General features: G+C 66.9%; 14 protein-coding genes. 11 read left to right on the top strand and 3 right to left on the bottom strand.

Annotation, left to right across the window (positions count from 1 at the left end; genetic code table 11):
• The first annotated feature begins 42 nt into the window (after positions 1-42).
• Complete coding sequence (locus tag G3O06_RS12485; protein ID WP_205816202.1) at positions 43-945, top strand: SMP-30/gluconolactonase/LRE family protein; 903 nt, start codon at positions 43-45, stop codon at positions 943-945.
• Between the two features lie 101 nt (positions 946-1,046).
• Here the strand turns inward: G3O06_RS12485 and G3O06_RS12490 are convergent, their stop codons facing one another.
• Positions 1,047-1,451, bottom strand: a complete 405-nt coding sequence (locus G3O06_RS12490; protein WP_205816203.1) for a hypothetical protein — start codon at positions 1,449-1,451, stop codon at positions 1,047-1,049.
• A gap of 283 nt (positions 1,452-1,734) precedes the next feature.
• Here G3O06_RS12490 and G3O06_RS12495 point away from each other — a divergent pair, with 283 nt between their 5' ends.
• The 7 genes from G3O06_RS12495 to G3O06_RS12525 all read left to right on the top strand — a co-directional run bounded on the left by G3O06_RS12495 (position 1,735) and on the right by G3O06_RS12525 (position 11,078).
• Entirely contained in the window at positions 1,735-2,262 is a 528-nt protein-coding gene (locus G3O06_RS12495; protein WP_205816204.1) for a MarR family winged helix-turn-helix transcriptional regulator, read from the top strand.
• 232 nt (positions 2,263-2,494) lie between these two features.
• Positions 2,495-3,325, top strand: coding sequence for a p-hydroxycinnamoyl CoA hydratase/lyase (locus G3O06_RS12500; protein ID WP_205816205.1), 831 nt, complete (start codon positions 2,495-2,497; stop codon positions 3,323-3,325).
• 36 nt (positions 3,326-3,361) lie between these two features.
• Positions 3,362-4,810 (top strand): aldehyde dehydrogenase, encoded by a 1,449-nt coding sequence (locus G3O06_RS12505; protein WP_205816206.1) that lies wholly within the window; start codon positions 3,362-3,364, stop codon positions 4,808-4,810.
• Positions 4,807-6,708: a feruloyl-CoA synthase gene (locus tag G3O06_RS12510; protein ID WP_205816207.1), complete on the top strand. Its 1,902-nt coding sequence runs from the start codon at positions 4,807-4,809 to the stop codon at positions 6,706-6,708. Before G3O06_RS12505 ends, G3O06_RS12510 begins: the two co-directional genes overlap by 4 nt.
• Before the next feature lie 201 nt (positions 6,709-6,909).
• On the top strand, positions 6,910-8,115 hold the full coding sequence (gene mhpT / locus G3O06_RS12515; RefSeq protein WP_205816208.1) for a 3-(3-hydroxy-phenyl)propionate transporter MhpT: 1,206 nt from the start codon (positions 6,910-6,912) through the stop codon (positions 8,113-8,115).
• Positions 8,116-8,179: 64 nt separating this feature from the next.
• Positions 8,180-9,328, top strand: a complete 1,149-nt coding sequence (locus G3O06_RS12520) for a porin (protein ID WP_174972835.1) — start codon at positions 8,180-8,182, stop codon at positions 9,326-9,328.
• Positions 9,329-9,356: 28 nt separating this feature from the next.
• Positions 9,357-11,078 carry a tannase/feruloyl esterase family alpha/beta hydrolase gene (locus G3O06_RS12525; RefSeq protein WP_205816209.1) on the top strand — a complete coding sequence of 574 codons (1,722 nt, stop codon included), beginning with the start codon at positions 9,357-9,359 and terminating at the stop codon, positions 11,076-11,078.
• A gap of 71 nt (positions 11,079-11,149) precedes the next feature.
• Here the strand turns inward: G3O06_RS12525 and G3O06_RS12530 are convergent, their stop codons facing one another.
• Positions 11,150-11,626 carry an Lrp/AsnC family transcriptional regulator gene (locus G3O06_RS12530; protein WP_205816210.1) on the bottom strand — a complete coding sequence of 159 codons (477 nt, stop codon included), beginning with the start codon at positions 11,624-11,626 and terminating at the stop codon, positions 11,150-11,152.
• A 158-nt stretch (positions 11,627-11,784) separates the two neighbouring features.
• On the opposite strand from G3O06_RS12530, the gene G3O06_RS12535 reads away from it, so the two are divergent.
• Both G3O06_RS12535 and G3O06_RS12540 read left to right on the top strand, forming a co-directional pair.
• Complete coding sequence (locus G3O06_RS12535) at positions 11,785-13,017, top strand: diaminopropionate ammonia-lyase (RefSeq protein ID WP_205816211.1); 1,233 nt, start codon at positions 11,785-11,787, stop codon at positions 13,015-13,017.
• 49 nt (positions 13,018-13,066) lie between these two features.
• Positions 13,067-14,254, top strand: coding sequence for a M20 aminoacylase family protein (locus G3O06_RS12540; RefSeq protein WP_205816212.1), 1,188 nt, complete (start codon positions 13,067-13,069; stop codon positions 14,252-14,254).
• 80 nt (positions 14,255-14,334) lie between these two features.
• Here the strand turns inward: G3O06_RS12540 and G3O06_RS12545 are convergent, their stop codons facing one another.
• On the bottom strand, positions 14,335-16,167 hold the full coding sequence (locus G3O06_RS12545) for an amidohydrolase (RefSeq protein WP_205816213.1): 1,833 nt from the start codon (positions 16,165-16,167) through the stop codon (positions 14,335-14,337).
• Between the two features lie 280 nt (positions 16,168-16,447).
• Here G3O06_RS12545 and G3O06_RS12550 point away from each other — a divergent pair, with 280 nt between their 5' ends.
• The gene (locus G3O06_RS12550; protein ID WP_205816214.1) at positions 16,448-16,657 is read left to right on the top strand and encodes a hypothetical protein; all 210 of its coding nucleotides are present in this window, start codon (positions 16,448-16,450) and stop codon (positions 16,655-16,657) included.
• Positions 16,658-16,663 lie beyond the last annotated feature (6 nt).

A 16,663-nucleotide genomic window follows, 5' to 3' on the forward strand; every position in this document is an offset into this window, starting at 1 on the left:
ATGCGCGGCTGCCTGCGAATGCGACAAATATCGGGAGACGGCATGCAACAGATTGATCCGGCCGCGTCGGCGACGCTGTTGGCCGACAGCCGCAACACGCTCGGCGAAGGCGCGACGTGGTGCGACAGGACGCACGCGCTGTATTGGGTGGACATCGAAGGCGCGCAACTGTCGCGCTGCCGCGCGGACGGTTCGGACCTTGCGCACTGGCCGATGCCCGAACGGCTCGCATGTTTCGCACTGACGCACGATCCGGACGTGCTGCTCGTCGGGCTCGCGACGCATCTCGCGTTCTTCGACCTGCGCAGCGGCGCGTTCACGCGAATCGTCGACGTCGAGCCCGATCTGCCGACGCGGCTGAACGACGGGCGCTGCGATCCGCATGGCGCGTTCGTGTTCGGGATGAAGGATGAAGGTAGCGAGCCGCCGCAAGCAGTCGGCGGGTTCTACCGGCTCAATGCCGACCTCACGCTGGAGCGGCTCGCGCTGCCGCCGGCCGCGATCGCGAACAGCATCGCGTTTTCGCCGGATGGGTCGAAGATGTATTTCTGCGATTCGCTGGCGCGCGAGATTTTTGTGTGCGATTACCGTGCAGGCGGCGATGTCGCGAACGTGCGGTCGTTTGCGCGGCTCACCGATGCCGACGGCGATCCGGACGGCTCAATCGTCGATCGCGACGGCGGCCTGTGGAGCGCGCAGTGGGGCGGCAGGCGGGTGGTGCGTTATGGGCCGGACGGTGTCGAGACGGATCGCGTTGAAGTGCCGACCGCGCAGCCGAGCTGCGTCGCGATCGATGGTGAAGGCCGGTTGTACGTGACGAGTGCGCGTGTTGACCTGAGCAACGATGCGCTGGCAAACGACGCGCACGCAGGCGGTGTGTTCGTCGCGCAGACGCGCCATGTGGGGCTGCCGACCGCGCGGTTTGCGGGGACACGCACTGGATGAATGGCGGGTGTGGACGGCAGGTTCTATCGGCTGGCAGGCAAAACGAAAGCCCCCGACTTGTGAAGGTTCGGGGGCTTTTCTTTTACACAAAATCACCACAATTAAAATAAAGGTAGTCGGGCGCGAATCCAATCCAATTTGGTGGGCGGAATCGCAAGCAACTGCATCACATCACTGCTTGAGCTATCGTAATATACGATTCCGCCGACGCCATCTACCAGATCTCGCTCAGTTGCCGAATTTACGTAGTATGAAAAATAGCGTTGAGCGCGCAATTCTCCAGTCCCATCAAAAAGCTGAAATCTCACTTCATGCCCATTCCGAATATTCGCGCCGCACAACTTTGCGTAATATTCCACGCCTCCGAATTCCTTCTTCCCCCCGTTCAGTTCTTTTTCAAAAAAATCACACCGACCATAATTTGGCCTGATCATATGAACGGAAAAGCCAATCAGCAAAAACACAAGAATGGCTAACCCAGTGATTCTGGGGGCGCTAATCTGCATATTTCACCAAGTTTTATTTCAACAGGTTTCTTCAACTTCAGATAGTCACTCCACCATGTGAAGGTTGGAGTGAAGCTGTTCTTTTACCCCGTCACGAAGTGTCGAACCATTTTCAAGATGAGAATCGATTGTTTTTGGTAATTTAATTAGTGTGTCCGCCGATAATTTCGTACTTATACGAGGCAACTGAGAACATGGAGGTACGCTGAGAGTGATGTCGCGACTATGCGTTCGCCCCCCGACGTGCTGGTAAGATGGCCCGCAATTCCATCCCGCCCGCACCATGAGTTCCGCACCGACCAAGCCCGCGAATCCGAAAAACGCCGCGACGAGCGCCACGGCAGGCGCCGCGAAAAGCGCCGCCCGCGCCACGGGCGACAAGCCGAAAGCGCGCGTGCAACAACGCCTGACCTACGTGATCGGCGGTCTCGACCGGCTGCTGCGCCGTCACATGACCGACGCGCTCGCACCGCTTGGCATCACGCTCGCGCAATACACGGCGCTGTCGGTGCTCGAGGCGCGCGGCGCATCGTCGAATGCGCAGTTGGCCGAGCGCTCGTGGATCACGCCGCAATCGGCGAACGAGGTGATGAGCGTGATGGCCGCCCGCGGTTTCGTCACGCGCGAAGCCGACCCGTCACACGGCCGCATCATCCTGCTGAAGCTGACCGACGCAGGCGCGGCGATGCTGCGCGAATGCGAAGCCGTGCTGCGCCCGCTCGAGGCACGCATGCTCGGCGACATCCCGGCCGACGACGCGGCCCACGTGCAGCGCGCGCTCGAACTGTTCTCGCGCAACCTGCGCGGCTGATCCGTTCCCGACCCCTCACGACGCGCGGCCCGGGGCGGCGCGCGTCCGCTTCGCTTTCCCGCCGACGGTCGCCTGACCGTTCCCCGATTCCGTCGTTTCCGCCGCTTTCCGATCCGGGTTTACACCGGCGCTCGTGCTGCTTGCAATATCAGGTAGCCTGATATTAAATGAAGCCGTCCGCAGCAGGAATGCTGCGCACCGAATCGCACAGGAACGAACGACAGGAAACGATATGAGCAAGTACGACAACCGCTGGCAGACCGTTGAAGTGAAGGTGGAGGCCGGCGTCGCGTGGGTCACGCTGAACCGCCCGGACAAGCGCAATGCGATGAGCCCGACGCTCAACCAGGAGATGCTGCAGGTACTCGACGCGGTCGAGTTCGACGACGAAGCGAAGGTGCTCGTCCTCACCGGCGCGGGCGCCGCATGGACGGCCGGCATGGACCTGAAGGAATACTTCCGCGAGATCGACGGCGGCTCCGACGCGATGCAGGAAAAAGTGCGCCGCGACGCATCGGAATGGCAGTGGCGCCGCCTGCGGATGTACAACAAGCCGACCATCGCGATGGTGAACGGCTGGTGCTTCGGCGGCGGCTTCTCGCCGCTCGTCGCGTGCGACCTCGCGATCGCGGCTGAAGAAGCCGTGTTCGGGCTGTCGGAAATCAACTGGGGCATCCCGCCCGGCAACCTCGTCAGCAAGGCGATGGCCGACACGGTCGGGCACCGTCGCGCGCTGCACTACATCATGACCGGCGACACGTTCACCGGCGCGGAAGCCGCCGAGATGGGCCTCGTGAACAGCAGCGTGCCGCTCGCCGGGCTGCGCGACGCGACGATCGCGCTCGCCGCGCGGCTGATGGACAAGAATCCGGTCGTGCTGCGTGCGGCGAAGCACGGCTTCAAGCGTTCGCGCGAACTCACGTGGGAGCAGTGCGAGGATTACCTGTACGCGAAGCTCGACCAGGCGCAACTGCGCGATCCGGAGCACGGCCGCGAACAGGGGCTGAAGCAGTTCCTCGACGACAAGACGATCAAGCCGGGCCTGCAGGCCTACAAGCGCTGACGCAACCCGACGAGAGATTGCATGGCAGGAGACAACATGACCGACAGACGGATGCTGATCGCCGGTGAGTGGTGCGCCGCACGTGACGGGCGCACCTTCGACCGACTCAACCCCGCGACGGGCGCGCTGGCGTCACGCGCGCCGGCGGCCGGCCTCGCCGACGCCGACGCGGCGATCGACGCCGCGCACCGCGCGTTTCCCGCATGGTCGGCACTGGCGCCCACCGAGCGCCGCCGGCTGCTGCTGAAGGCGGCCGACCTGATGGACGCACGCATCGACGCGTTCGTCGCGACCGGCGTGGCCGAAACCGGCGCGACGCCGGGCTGGATCGGCTTCAACGTGACGCTTGCGGCGAACATGCTGCGCGAGGCCGCGTCGATGACGACGCAGATCGCAGGCGACGTGATCCCGTCCGACGTGCCCGGCAACCTCGCGCTCGCGATGCGCGTGCCGTGCGGCGTCGTGCTCGGCATCGCGCCGTGGAATGCGCCGGTGATCCTCGGCACGCGAGCGCTGGCAATGCCGCTCGCGTGCGGCAACACGGTCGTGCTGAAGGCGTCCGAGGCGTGTCCCGGCGTGCACGCGTTGATCGGCGCGGTGCTGGACGAAGCGGGGCTCGGTGCGGGCGTGGTCAACGTGATCACGCATGCGGCGGCCGACGCACCCGAACTCGTCGAGCGGCTGATCGCGCATCCGCACGTGAAGCGCATCAACTTCACCGGGTCGACGCATGTCGGGCGCATCATCGCGCGCCACGCAGCGGCTCACCTGAAACCGGTGCTGCTCGAACTCGGCGGCAAGGCGCCCGTGCTCGTGCTGGACGATGCCGATCTCGACGCGGCCGTCGACGCGATTGCGTTCGGCGCGTTCTTCAACCAGGGGCAGATCTGCATGTCGACCGAGCGCGTGATCGCCGCGCGGCCGATCGCCGATGCGCTCGTCGAACGCCTCGCCGCGAAGGCGCGCACGCTGGTCGCGGGCGATCCGCTGGCCGGCCATCCGCTCGGCACGATGGTCGACGTGGCGGCTGCCGCGCGTGCAGCATCGCTCGTCGAGGATGCGCGCGCGCATGGCGCGCAGCTGCCGCTTGGCTGTCGCGTCGAAGGTGCGACGATGCAGCCGGCGATCGTCGATGGCGTGACGCGCGACATGCGCCTGTATCGCGAGGAATCGTTCGCGCCGGTCGTCGCGATCCTGCGCGCGGACAGCGACGACGAAGCGGTCGCGCTCGCGAACGACAGCGAGTTCGGGCTCTCGGCGAGCGTGTTCAGCCGCGATGTCGCGCGCGCGATGGCGGTCGCACGACGGATAGAATCGGGGATCTGCCACATCAACGGCCCGACCGTGCACGACGAAGCGCAGATGCCGTTCGGCGGCACGAAGGCGAGCGGCTACGGCCGCTTCGGCAGCCGTGCGTCGATCGCCGAATTCACCGAGCTGCGCTGGATCACCGTGCAGACCACGCCGCGTCACTACCCTATATGAGCGCCCCGACGATGAATGATGCGACGCGCGCCAGCGGGCCGGTGAACGACACGGATGGCGTGCGCTATCGCGCGGCGGCCGTCGCCGTGGGCGCGGCCGAGATTCGCCGCGCGGAAAACGGCGCGTGGTACCTGAGTTCGCGCGAACCGCTCGGCGACTACCCGACGCGCCTGACCGACTGCCTCGTGCGCGGCGCGCAAGCGCATCCCGATCGCGTGCTGGCCGCGCGGCGCGGTGCCGACGGCCGCTGGGTCGAGATCACCTACGCACAGATGCTCGAACGCGCCCGCGCGCTCGGCCAGGGCCTCGTCGATCTCGGGCTGTCGGTCGAGCGTCCGCTCGCGGTGCTGTCCGGCAACGATCTCGAGCATCTGCAGTTGATGTTCGCAGCGATGCTGGCCGGCGTGCCGTACTCGCCGATCTCGCCCGCGTATTCGCTGGTGTCGACCGACTACGGCAAGCTGCGTCACACGCTCGGCGTGCTGCGGCCGGGCGCCGTATTCGTCGCCGAGCGCGCGCCGTTTGCACGTGCGCTCGACGCGACGTTGCCGGCCGATGCGGCGTTGATCGTCACAAGCGATGCCGATGTCGATGCCGAGGGCCGCGCGGTGCCGCTCTCGCGCCTTCTCGCCACAGCCCCGCGCACGATCGACACGATCCACGCGGCGGTCGGCCCCGATCATCTCGCGAAGATCCTGTTCACGTCCGGCTCGACGAAGCAGCCGAAGGCCGTGCCGACCACGCATCGGATGCTGTGCAGCAACCAGCAGATGCTGCGCCAGACGATGCCCGAACTGACGCGCGAACCGCCGGTGCTGGTCGACTGGCTGCCGTGGAATCACACGTTCGGCGGCAGTCACAATCTCGGCATCGCGCTGTACAACGGCGGCACGCTTTATATCGACGACGGCCGTCCGGTGCCGGGGCGCTTCGACGAAACCGTGCGCAACCTGCGCGAGATCGCGCCGACGATCTACTTCAACGTGCCGAAAGGCTGGGAAGAACTGACGGCCGCGCTCGAACGCGATGCCGCGCTGCGCGACACGTTCCTCTCGCGCGTGAAGCTGTATTTCTTCGGCGGCGCGGGCCTGTCGCAGGCCGCGTGGGACCGGCTCGACCGCGTGACCCATGCGCATTGCGGCGAGCGGATCCGGATCATGGCCGGCCTCGGGATGACGGAGGCGTCGCCGTCGTGCCTGTTCACGACGGGGCCGCTGATGCGCGCCGGCTATATCGGGCTGCCCGCGCCCGGCTGCGACGCGAAGCTCGTGCCGTGCGGCGGCAAGCTCGAACTGCGTTTCAAGGGGCCGAACGTGATGCGCGGCTACTGGCACGCGGACGTCGATCCGCGCGACGTGTTCGACGACGAAGGGTATTACCGCAGCGGCGACGCGGGGGTCTTTGTCGATCCGGAGCGGCCGGAGCTCGGGCTGTTGTTCGACGGGCGGCTGACCGAGGATTTCAAGCTGAGCAGCGGCACCTTCGTCAGCGTCGGGCCGCTGCGCGCGAACGCGGTGTCGAGCGGCGCGCCGTACGTGCAGGACGTGGTCGTCACCGGGATCAATCGAGACGACATCGGGCTGCTGGTGTTTCCGCGCGTCGATGCGTGCCGTGCGTTGGCGGGACTCGCCGCCGATGCCGCCGTGACCGACGTGCTGCGCGCGCCTGCCGTGCGCGCGGTGTTCGAGAAATGGCTCATCGAGTTGAACCGGCATGCGAGCGGCGGTTCGACGTTCGTCGCGCGCATCCGGTTGATCGACACCCCGCCGTCGCTCGATCGCGGCGAAGTGACCGACAAGGGTTCGCTGAACCAGGCGGCCGTGCAGCAACATCGCGCGGCGACGATCGACGCGCTGTACGACTCGGCGCGGCGCGATCCCGACGTGATTTACGCGTAACCGGAAGCATACCGAAGCAAGCAGGTACAACGACCGGCCGGCCACGACACCGGCAGGCATTCTTGCGGCCAGTGAATCAGGCTGCCTGATAAAGTCGGCCGTTCGGACGACACCTTGCGCGCCGCTTCGCCACTGGCCGGCGACGGCGCGCGGCGGCCGTTACCGGGCCGACCGACTACAAGACATGGGACTGGAGACAGGATGAACACTTACGTTGCCGAAAAACCCACGGTCGCGACCACGCTCGCGCTGTGTTTCGCGATCGCCCTCCTCGAGGGGCTCGACCTGCAGTCGGTCGGCGTCGCCGCGCCGCGCATGGCGCGCGAATTCGGGCTGAGCGTGTCGCAGATGGGTATCGCGTTCAGCGCCGGCACCTTCGGGCTGCTACCGGGCGCGATGCTCGGCGGGCGGCTCGCCGACCGGATCGGACGCAAGCGCGTGCTGATCGTGTCGGCCGCGCTGTTCGGGCTGCTGTCGATCGCCACCGCGCAGGTATCGACCTTCGCGATGCTCGTCGTCGTGCGCGTGCTGACCGGCATCGGCCTCGGCGGCGCGATGCCGAACCTGATCGCGCTGTCGTCCGAAGCGGTCGAGCCGCGCTCGCGCAGCAGCGCGGTGGCGACGATGTACTGCGGCATCCCGTTCGGCGGCGTGATCGCGTCGCTGATCGGCGTGCTGCTTGCCGGCGACACCGAGTGGCGGCACATCTTCTACGTCGGCGGCGTGGGGCCGCTGCTGCTCGTGCCGCTGCTGGCGTGGTTCCTGCCGGAGTCGCGCGCGTATCTCGACGTCGCCGGCACGCCGGCTGCGCGCACCAGTGTCGCGCGCACGCTGTTCGGCGACGGCCGCACGACGTCGACCGTCGCGCTGTGGGTCAGCTACTTCTGCACGCTGATCGTCCTGTACTTCCTGCTGAACTGGCTGCCGTCGCTGATGGCCGCGCGCGGGCTCGATCGCGAGCACGTCGGCCTCGTGCAGATCGCGTTCAACGTCGGCGCGGGGCTCGGCGCGCTCGGCATCGGTGCGGCGCTCGACCGGATGCGCGCGTCGCGCGTGGTCGGCGGCATGTACGTCGGGATCGTGCTGTCGCTCACCGCACTGGCGGCGGCGCCCGGCTTCGCGTCGCTCGCGGCCGCCGCGTTCGCGGCCGGGATGTTCGTGGTCGGCGGCCAGTCGGTGCTGTATGCGCTCGCGGCGATCTACTACCCGACCGCGATGCGCGGCACGGGTGTCGGCGCGGCGGTGGCCGTCGGCCGGCTCGGTTCCGTCGTTGGGCCGCTCGCGGCCGCGACGCTGCTGGCCGCCGGCCGCAGCGCGCCCATCGTGATCGGCGCGAGCATCCCCGTCACGCTCGTCGCGGCCGTCGCCGCGCTGCTGCTGATTCGCCGCCCGCAAGCCGGCGACTGAGGGTTCGTTTTTATCAATGCACGCCGTCAGAGCGCGCTTACTCAAGGTCTGGAGACACAACGAAATGAAAACGAAGACAAGGAACGGCCTGCTGGCCGCCGGCGCGTGCTGCGCACTCGCCGCGCCGGTCGCGCACGCGCAGTCGAGCGTGACGCTGTACGGGATCATCGACACGGGCGTCGAATTCGTGTCGCACGCGAACGCGGCGGGCGACCACGTCGTGCGCATGCCGGGCGTGACGGGCGAGTTGCCGTCGCGCTGGGGGCTGCGCGGTGCCGAGGATCTCGGCGGCGGCTACCAGGCGGTGTTCACGCTCGAAAGCGGATTCAACGTGCGCGGCGGCGATCTCGGCCAGGGCGGCCGGTTGTTCGGGCGGCAGGCGTTCGTCGGGCTGAAGGGCGGCTTCGGCACGCTCGCGTTCGGCCGCCAGTACACGATGACCTATCTCGCGCTGCAGGGCGCGGACATCATCGGCCCGGACATCTACGGGCTCGGTTCGCTCGACGCGTATGTGCCGAACGGCCGCGCCGACAACGCGGTGACCTACGTCGGCACGTATCGCGGCGTGACGCTCGGCGCTGCGTATTCGTTCGGCCGCGACGGCGCGGGCACCGGCAACTCGCCGGGGCAGGGCACGTGCGCGGGGCAAGTGCCGGGCGACGCCGTCCAGTGTCGCAACTGGTCGGTGATGCTCAAGTACGACAGCGCGTATTTCGGTGCGGCAGCCTCGTACGAGGAACAGCGCGGCGGCACCGGCGCGGCCGCGAACTTCTTCGACGGTATCGCGCCGGTCGCTTTCACCAGCAGCGGCGGCAAGGACGCGCGCACGCACGTGAGCGCGTACGCGCAGGCGGCCGGCGCGCGGATCGGCGCGGGCTGGATCGGGCGGCGCGTGTCGACCGGCTCACCGGCCGCAGCCGGCGCGCATTCGGACCTGTTCTTCGTCGGCGCGTCGTATGCGGTGAAGCCGGATGTCGTCGTCGACGGCGAAGGCTACCGGATCGTCAACAGCGCGCACGATACGCGCGCGACGATGGCCACGCTGCGCGCGACCTATCTGCTGACGAAGCGCACGGCCGTCTATGCGCAATCGTCGTATCTGTGGAACAGCGCGCATGCGCGCTACGCGGTCAGCGGCGGCGGGGCCGGCACGACGCCCGGCGCAGGGATGGGGCAGCTCGGCGCGATGGTCGGCGTCCGGCACATGTTCTGATGTGGCAGCCTGACGAACGGGAGCTATCTTGAACAGGAAATCTGCATTCCTCTGTATTGCGCCGCTGTCGGCGGCCATGCTCGCCGGTTGCGGCGGCGACGATTCGGTGAACGTCGTACCGACGCACCTGAGCGCCGCGACACCGGCCGCGATGGCACAGACCTGCGACGCGCTCGCCGCGAAGCTGGCGTATGCGAACACGTCGTTCACGTCGGTGACGACCGCGGCCGCCGGCGCGCTCACGGTGGCCGGCAAGCCGATCGCCGAGCACTGCGTGATCGAAGGGAAGATGAACGAGCGCGTGAGCACGGTCGACGGCAAGACCTATGCGATCGGCTTCGAAATGCGCTTGCCGAAGGCGTGGAACGGCCGCTTCTTCTACCAGGCGAACGGCGGGCTCGACGGCAACGTCGTGACCGCGACCGGCGAGATCGGCGGCGGCGGGCCGCTGACCGACGCGCTGAACCAGGGCTTCGCGGTGATCAGCTCGGATTCCGGGCACAGCGCCGCGCAGAACCCGCTGTTCGGCATCGATCCGCAGGCGCGCATCGACTACGGCTACGGCGCGGTCGATGCGCTCACGCCGATGGCGAAGCAGGTGATCCGGCTCGCGTACGGCAAGGCGCCCGACCGCAGCTATTTCGAAGGCTGCTCGAACGGCGGCCGTCACGCGATGGTCACGGCGGTGCGCAACCCGGCCGACTACGACGGCATCATCGCGGGCGATCCGGGCTTTCATCTGCCGAAGGCTGCGATCGGCGAGATGTACGGCGCGCAGCAGTTCGCGAAGATCGCATCGGCGACCGGGTCGAACGGGCTGCCGGATATCCGCAGCGGCTTCACCGATGCGGAGCGGCAGTTCGTCGGTGCGAAGATCGTCGAGAAGTGCGATGCGCTCGACGGCGCGGCCGACGGGATGGTGCAGGACGTCGCCGCGTGCCAGGCGCACTTCAGCGTCGAGTCGGACATCCCGACCTGCGCGAACGGCACGCGCACCGGCGCGTGCCTGACGACCGCGCAGAAGACCGCGCTCGAGAACGTGTTCACGGGCGCACGCAACAGCGCGGGCACGGCGCTCTACGCGGGCTTTCCGTACGATCCGGGCATCGCCGGTAGCGGCTGGGCCGCGTGGAAGCAGTCGAATTCGATCACGCTCGACCCGGCCGCGATGGCGTTCACGTTCATGACGCCGCCGAAAACCGCCGCGACGCTCGCGAACCTGCCCGGCTTCGCGCTCGGCTTCGACATGGACAACGACGCGCCGGCGATCTTCGCGACCAACGGTGTGTACACGCAATCCGCGTGGTCGTTCATGACGCCGCCCGACGAGACCAACCTGTCCGCGCTGAAGGCGCGCGGTGCGAAGCTGCTCGTCTATCACGGCACGGGCGACCCGGTGTTCTCGTTCGACGACACGCGCGACTGGTATGCACGGGTCGCGCAGGCGAACGGCGGCGATGCGTCGGATTTCGCGCGCTTCTATCCGGTGCCGGGGATGAACCACTGCTCGGGCGGGCCGGCGGCCGACCAGTTCGACCTGCTGACGCCGCTCGTCGCGTGGGTCGAGCAGGGGCAGGCGCCCGCTGCGGTGGTGGCCGCCGCACGCGATGCGACGAACGCGGTGCCGAATGCGGACGTGCCCGCGTCGTGGGGCGCGGGGCGCACGCGGCCGCTGTGCCCGTATCCGCAGGTGGCGCGCTACAACGGGTCGGGCGACGTGAATTCGGCGGCGAGCTTCAGTTGCCGCTGACGTAGCCGTCGATGGGAGGCGGCCGGCGTGCGCCATTGCATGCCGGCCGCCTCATGTTTGCAAACGCTCACTCACTCGCCCGGTTCGACCGGCACCTCGAGCCCGACCTTCACGCGGCTCATGCTCACCAGCGTCTTGAACCGCTTCACGTTGTTGTTCGCGAAGAACAGCTCGCGCGTGAGCGCGTTGTACTGATCCATGTTCCGCACGGCCAGGATCAGCACGAAATCCCATTCCCCCGTCACGTAGTAGCACTGCTGGATCTGCGGGCAGTGCTCGAAGGTGCGCTTCATCGCGTCGAGCTGGTCGATCTGCTCGCTTTCGACCTCGACGTTGACGACGATCGTCAGCGGGTGATCGACCTTGTCCGGCGCGACCACGGCTGTGTAGCGTTCGATCACGCCGTCGTCCGCGAGACGTTTCAGGCGCCGGTTCACGGCCGCGGTCGACAGGTTGACGCGCGCGCCGAGTTCGCTTTGCGGCGTTTGCGCGTTGCGCTGGATTTCCATCAGCAGCTTGCGATCGAACGCATCGAGTGGGGTGGGCATGATGGCGCGTGAAGCCTCGAAAGAATGAGAAATTTTTGCGTGACGGCCGCCGAATTGGCGATTTTATTGACCGGCATGCGCAATATTATTTTTCGAACCGGCGGCGCGTGCAACCCGTGCGCGCCCGACCCGAACCGACTCACGGAGTGCTGCCCGTCATGCTGATCGCCAACCCCCGCGCATCGCGCGCCGCCTATCCCCACGCGCTGCGCCGCGTGATGAACATCGCATCGGCCGACGAAAGCGGCGCGTGGCTGTCGCACTGGCCGCTCGTCGGCAACGCACGCACGCCGCTGCGCACGCTGCCGGATCTCGCCGCGCGGCTCGGCGTCGCGAGCGTCAGCGTGAAGGACGAGTCGTGCCGGTCGCCGCTCGGCAGCTTCAAGGCGCTCGGCGCGCCGATCGCGCTGGTGCGGCTCGTGAAGCGCCTGCGGCGCACGCAGGATCTCGATCCGCAAGGGCTCGTCACCGGCCGCTATGCGGCGGAGCTGGCCGACCTGACGGTGATCAGCGCGACCGACGGCAATCACGGCCGCGCGCTGGCTGCGGCCGCGCGTGCGATCGGCTGCGGGTGCGTGATCGTGCTGCACGCGAACGTCGACGCCGAGCGCGAACGCGCGATTTCGGCGTACGGCGCGCGGATCGTGCGCATCGCGGGGAACTACGACGAATCGGTCGTCTGCGCGGCGCAGCTCGCGCAGGCGAACGGCTGGTATGTCGTGTCGGATACGTCGTACGACGGCTACGAAGCGATTCCGCGCGACGTGATGCAGGGCTATGGCGTGATCGCCGCCGAGGCTGCCGCGCAGGCGGCGCAGGACGACGGGCGGCCGTTCACGCACGTGCTGCTGCAGGGCGGCGTGGGCGGCCTCGCCGCGGGCGTCGCGAGTTACCTGTGGGAGCGCGACGGCGTGCAGCGGCCGCACTTCATCGTGGTCGAGCCGCGCCAGGCCGACTGCCTGTACCAGAGTGCGCTGGCAGGGCGCGCATCCAAGGCGACCGGCAGCGTCGATTCCGTGATGGCCGGGCTGGCATGCGGCGAGGCGTCGCCGCTCGCATGGGATTTCCTCGAGATGTGCATCGACTACTTCATGCTGATCGACGACGAAGATGCGGTGCAGGCGATGCGCGGCCTCGCGGCCGGCAGCGAACGCGACGTGCCGCTCGTGGCCGGCGAATCGGGCGCGGCCGGCGTCGCGGGGCTGGAAGTGCTGATGCGCGACCCGGCGCTCGCACGGCAGGTGGGGCTCGACGTGCATTCGCGCGTGCTGGCGATCAATACCGAAGGCGCGACGGCGCCGTCCGTGTACCGGAACTGCGTCGGCGAGACGGCCGATGCCGTGCTCGCGCGACAGCGCGCCTGGCTGGACCGCGCCGCGATCGCGGCCTGAACGACATCGCGACCGATCCCGACCGATTACGACTGACGAGGCAAACGCCATGGACGCAACCGAAGAAAGCACGCTGCAGGGGCAACTGAAGACCTGGCGCCGCCACCTGCACCAGCATCCGGAAACGGGTTTCGAAGAGGTGAGCACGTCGGACTACGTCGCGCGCATCCTGACGACGCTCGGGCTCGACGTGCATCGCGGGATCGGCGGCACGGGGCTCGTCGCGAACCTGACGGCCGGCACCGGCAAGCGCGCGATCGGCATCCGCGCCGACATGGACGCGCTGAACATCGCCGAACACGCGCCGGGCCGCGAACATGCGTCGCGCACGCCCGGCAAGATGCATGCATGCGGGCACGACGGCCACATGTCGATGGTGCTCGGTGCCGCGCAGCTGCTGGCCGAGCGCAAGGATTTCGACGGCACCGTGCGCTTCATTTTTCAGCCGGCCGAGGAACATGGCCGCGGCGCGAAGGCGATGATGGCCGACGGGCTGTTCGAGCGCTTCCCGGTCGACGCGATCTTCGGCGCGCACAACATGCCGGGCATGCGCGCGGGCACGTTCTCGACGCGCGCCGGCGGCATCATGGCGAGCGAGGACAACTTCGTGATCCGGATCGACGGGCGCGGCACGCATGCGGCGCGTCCGCACATGGGCATCGATCCGATCGTGATCGGCGCGCAGGTCGTGCTCGCGCTGCAGACGATCGTGTCGCGCAATCTCGATCCGGGCCAGCAGGCCGTGATCTCGTGCACGGAGTTCATCACCGACGGGCTGCGCAACGTGCTGCCGTCGACGGTGACGATCAAGGGCGACACGCGCAGCTATTCGCGCGACGTGCAGGCGCTGCTGGCGACGCGGATGCGCGAGATCAGCGAAGGGATCTGCCGTGCGCACGGCGCGGCCTGCACGTTCGAGTACACGCACGAGTTCGCGCCGACGGTGAATTCGCCGGAATGGGTCGACACGGCCGTGCGGGCCGCGGCGCAGGTTGCGGGTGCGGATGCGGTGAATGCCGACGTGCAGCCGATGATGATCTCGGAGGATTTCGGCGCGTTCCTGCAGGCGGTGCCCGGCAATTTCGTGTTCATCGGCAACGGCGAAGCGGCCGGGCGCGGCGGCGTGCCGCTGCACAACGCGGGCTACGACTTCAACGACGACATCCTGTCGATCGGCGCGCGGTATTTCGAGGCGGTGGCGCGGCTCGGGCTGCGCGAGCCGCGCCGTGCGGGCTGAAGGACGATCGCCGATCGCCGGTTTCCGAAGCGGAACGCGTGATCGGCGATCGGAACCGCTCAGTGCCGGATCGTGACGGTCTACCCGGTTGACCGTTCGTAAACCTTGCGCCCGCTGACCCAGGTCTCCAGCACCGGGATCTCGCGCAGTTGATAAGGGCTCCCCCCCGGCGTGGCCTGCAGCGGATCCTGTTCCAGGATCACGAGGTCAGCCTGCTTCCCTTCTTTCAGGGAGCCGATCTGATCATCGAGGTGGCATTGCCAGGCCGCGTCGATGGTCACCGCACGCAGCGCTTCGGCCGGGCTCAGGCATTCGGCTTCATTCAACACCGCCCGCTCCGGGTCGGCTTCCATCACCCGCCCGATCGCCTGGTCCATGTAGCGCAATGGCCCCAGCGGCGAGACGAAGCGATCGCTGTGCAGGCTGATGCGAAGCCCTTCGCGCAGCGCCGACTTGCATCGATCGAGCTTCTGCGCGCGCTCTTCACCCAGAATGGTCTTCTGGAATGCGCGCCCCCAGTAGCCGACATGGCCGATCAGGAAACTGGGTGACACGGACAGCCGCTTCATCGTGCGCAGGTCGTCGTCGCTGAGCAGCGACGCATGCTCGATCCGGTGGCGCAACTCGACCGGTGTGTTGGCGGGTTGGGGCGGGACTGACGGCGGGGGCGGAACCTTGCTCAGCGCCAGCTGGTAGGCAGCCAGTACATTGGAGATGGCTTCATCGCCATTGGCATGGGTCATGACCGGCCATTCGGCTGCGACGACCTCCTGCATGATCTGAGCCAGTGTTTCGATCGGGTTGAAGTTGAACAGGCCGTTCGGTCCCACGCCGGGAACGCTGTGTTCATTGCAACACTTGTAGGGCTGGCGTTGCAGGCCGGTCAATCCCTGGTTGGAGCCGTCGGCAATCAGTTTCATGGCCCGGATCGAAAACAGGGCCTCGGGCCCGCTGTCCAGTTGAGGCTTGAAGTGCTTCAGCCACATCGACCAGAGATCGTTGTTGCCGAACAGGGCCGCGCCCAGACGAACCGTCATCCATGGCGTTTGCGCCAGCGCCTTCATCACGACCACTTCGAAAACCCCCATTCCCATTCCGAGGCCGGCATCGAACAGGGTGGTGATGCCGCACTTGTTCGCTTCATGCAACACGTCACGAATGCTGACGAGCAGATCGGCCGGCTTCGGTGACGGCATGCATTTCATCACCTGGTCGACCTGCGATTCGGTCAGCACGCCGTCGGGCTCGCTGTCCTGGAGGCCGGCGGCTTGCAACGCGGCGCTGTTGGCGTAGGCAAGATGCCCGGAGGCATTGACCAGGAACAGGCACACGTCCGTGCTGACCGTGTCGAGCCACGCACGGTCGAGATTCAGCCATTCGTTCATCAGCGACGGATCGACGCCGATGCCGCCCACCCACTTTTCCTGTCGTTGCTTCGCACGGGTGACCGCAGTCTCGAGCCGCTCGCGGATAAACGCTTCGCCGTAGTGGAGACGCAACTTTTGATTTTCGAAAGGTGACAGGTCTGTCCAGGGCTTGATCTGGAATACCGCGCTGGGCAAGACATGCATGTGCGGGTCGATCAGGCCGGGAAGCAAGGTCTGATTGTCCTTGAGCCCCTGCTCGCGCGCGTCGGGGAATTTTTCCCGTACACGTCGGCGCACGTCATCCAGCGTCCCGGCCGCGATGACCTTGTGGTCGGCGATACCCAGCGCGTCGACCTGCTTGCTGGTGTCTTCCGGGTCCGGATAGATATGTCCACCGTGGAAGATCACGGCTTCGGGCGCTCGATGCGCTTCCAGCAGGCTCAATTCCTTGAGCAGATCCTGCCATTCGTGTTCGCCCTGGCCAAGGGCGGTTGCGACCAAATGAGGGCTGCAGCATGCACATCCGAGCTGGTGTCGATGGAACATGATTGAATCCTTTTTGGTTTCTGATGCGTTGGATTGATTTGCTGTCCGTCGCCTATCATTTCGGAATTCGAAATATTTTGAAGAACAAGACACCGGGTATCGCCATACGGCATCGATGTGACTTGTTTCGGGAACCCCGCCCGAGCATGACGCGGACACAGCATCGACGCGATGGTGCCGAGACCATGAAGCGTCAATGCTGAATCGTATGTATAAACACGGCTCGCATACGGATCAAGATCAAAATCCTTACACGTTCTGACGACCTGCGGGATTCGCAATGGTCAACCCCGAAGGTCGCGCCGGGTGGCACGCCGGCTACGTTTGGAAGATCACCCGGGTCAGGCCGTGGAGCAGCGGCTTCGGCCAGATCAATGCCCTGAAGAGCAGCAGGGACGCGCCGGCCCGAAACGGGCGCTATACCGGTGTTCTCGTGTCGCTGTTCAAGCCCGCCGCGGCGTCGGGCGATGGCGAGCAGATCGGGCGGTAAGCGAGC

The sequence above is a fragment of the Burkholderia sp. Ac-20345 genome (assembly GCF_017104825.1).
Lineage (GTDB): Bacteria > Pseudomonadota > Gammaproteobacteria > Burkholderiales > Burkholderiaceae > Burkholderia > Burkholderia lata_B.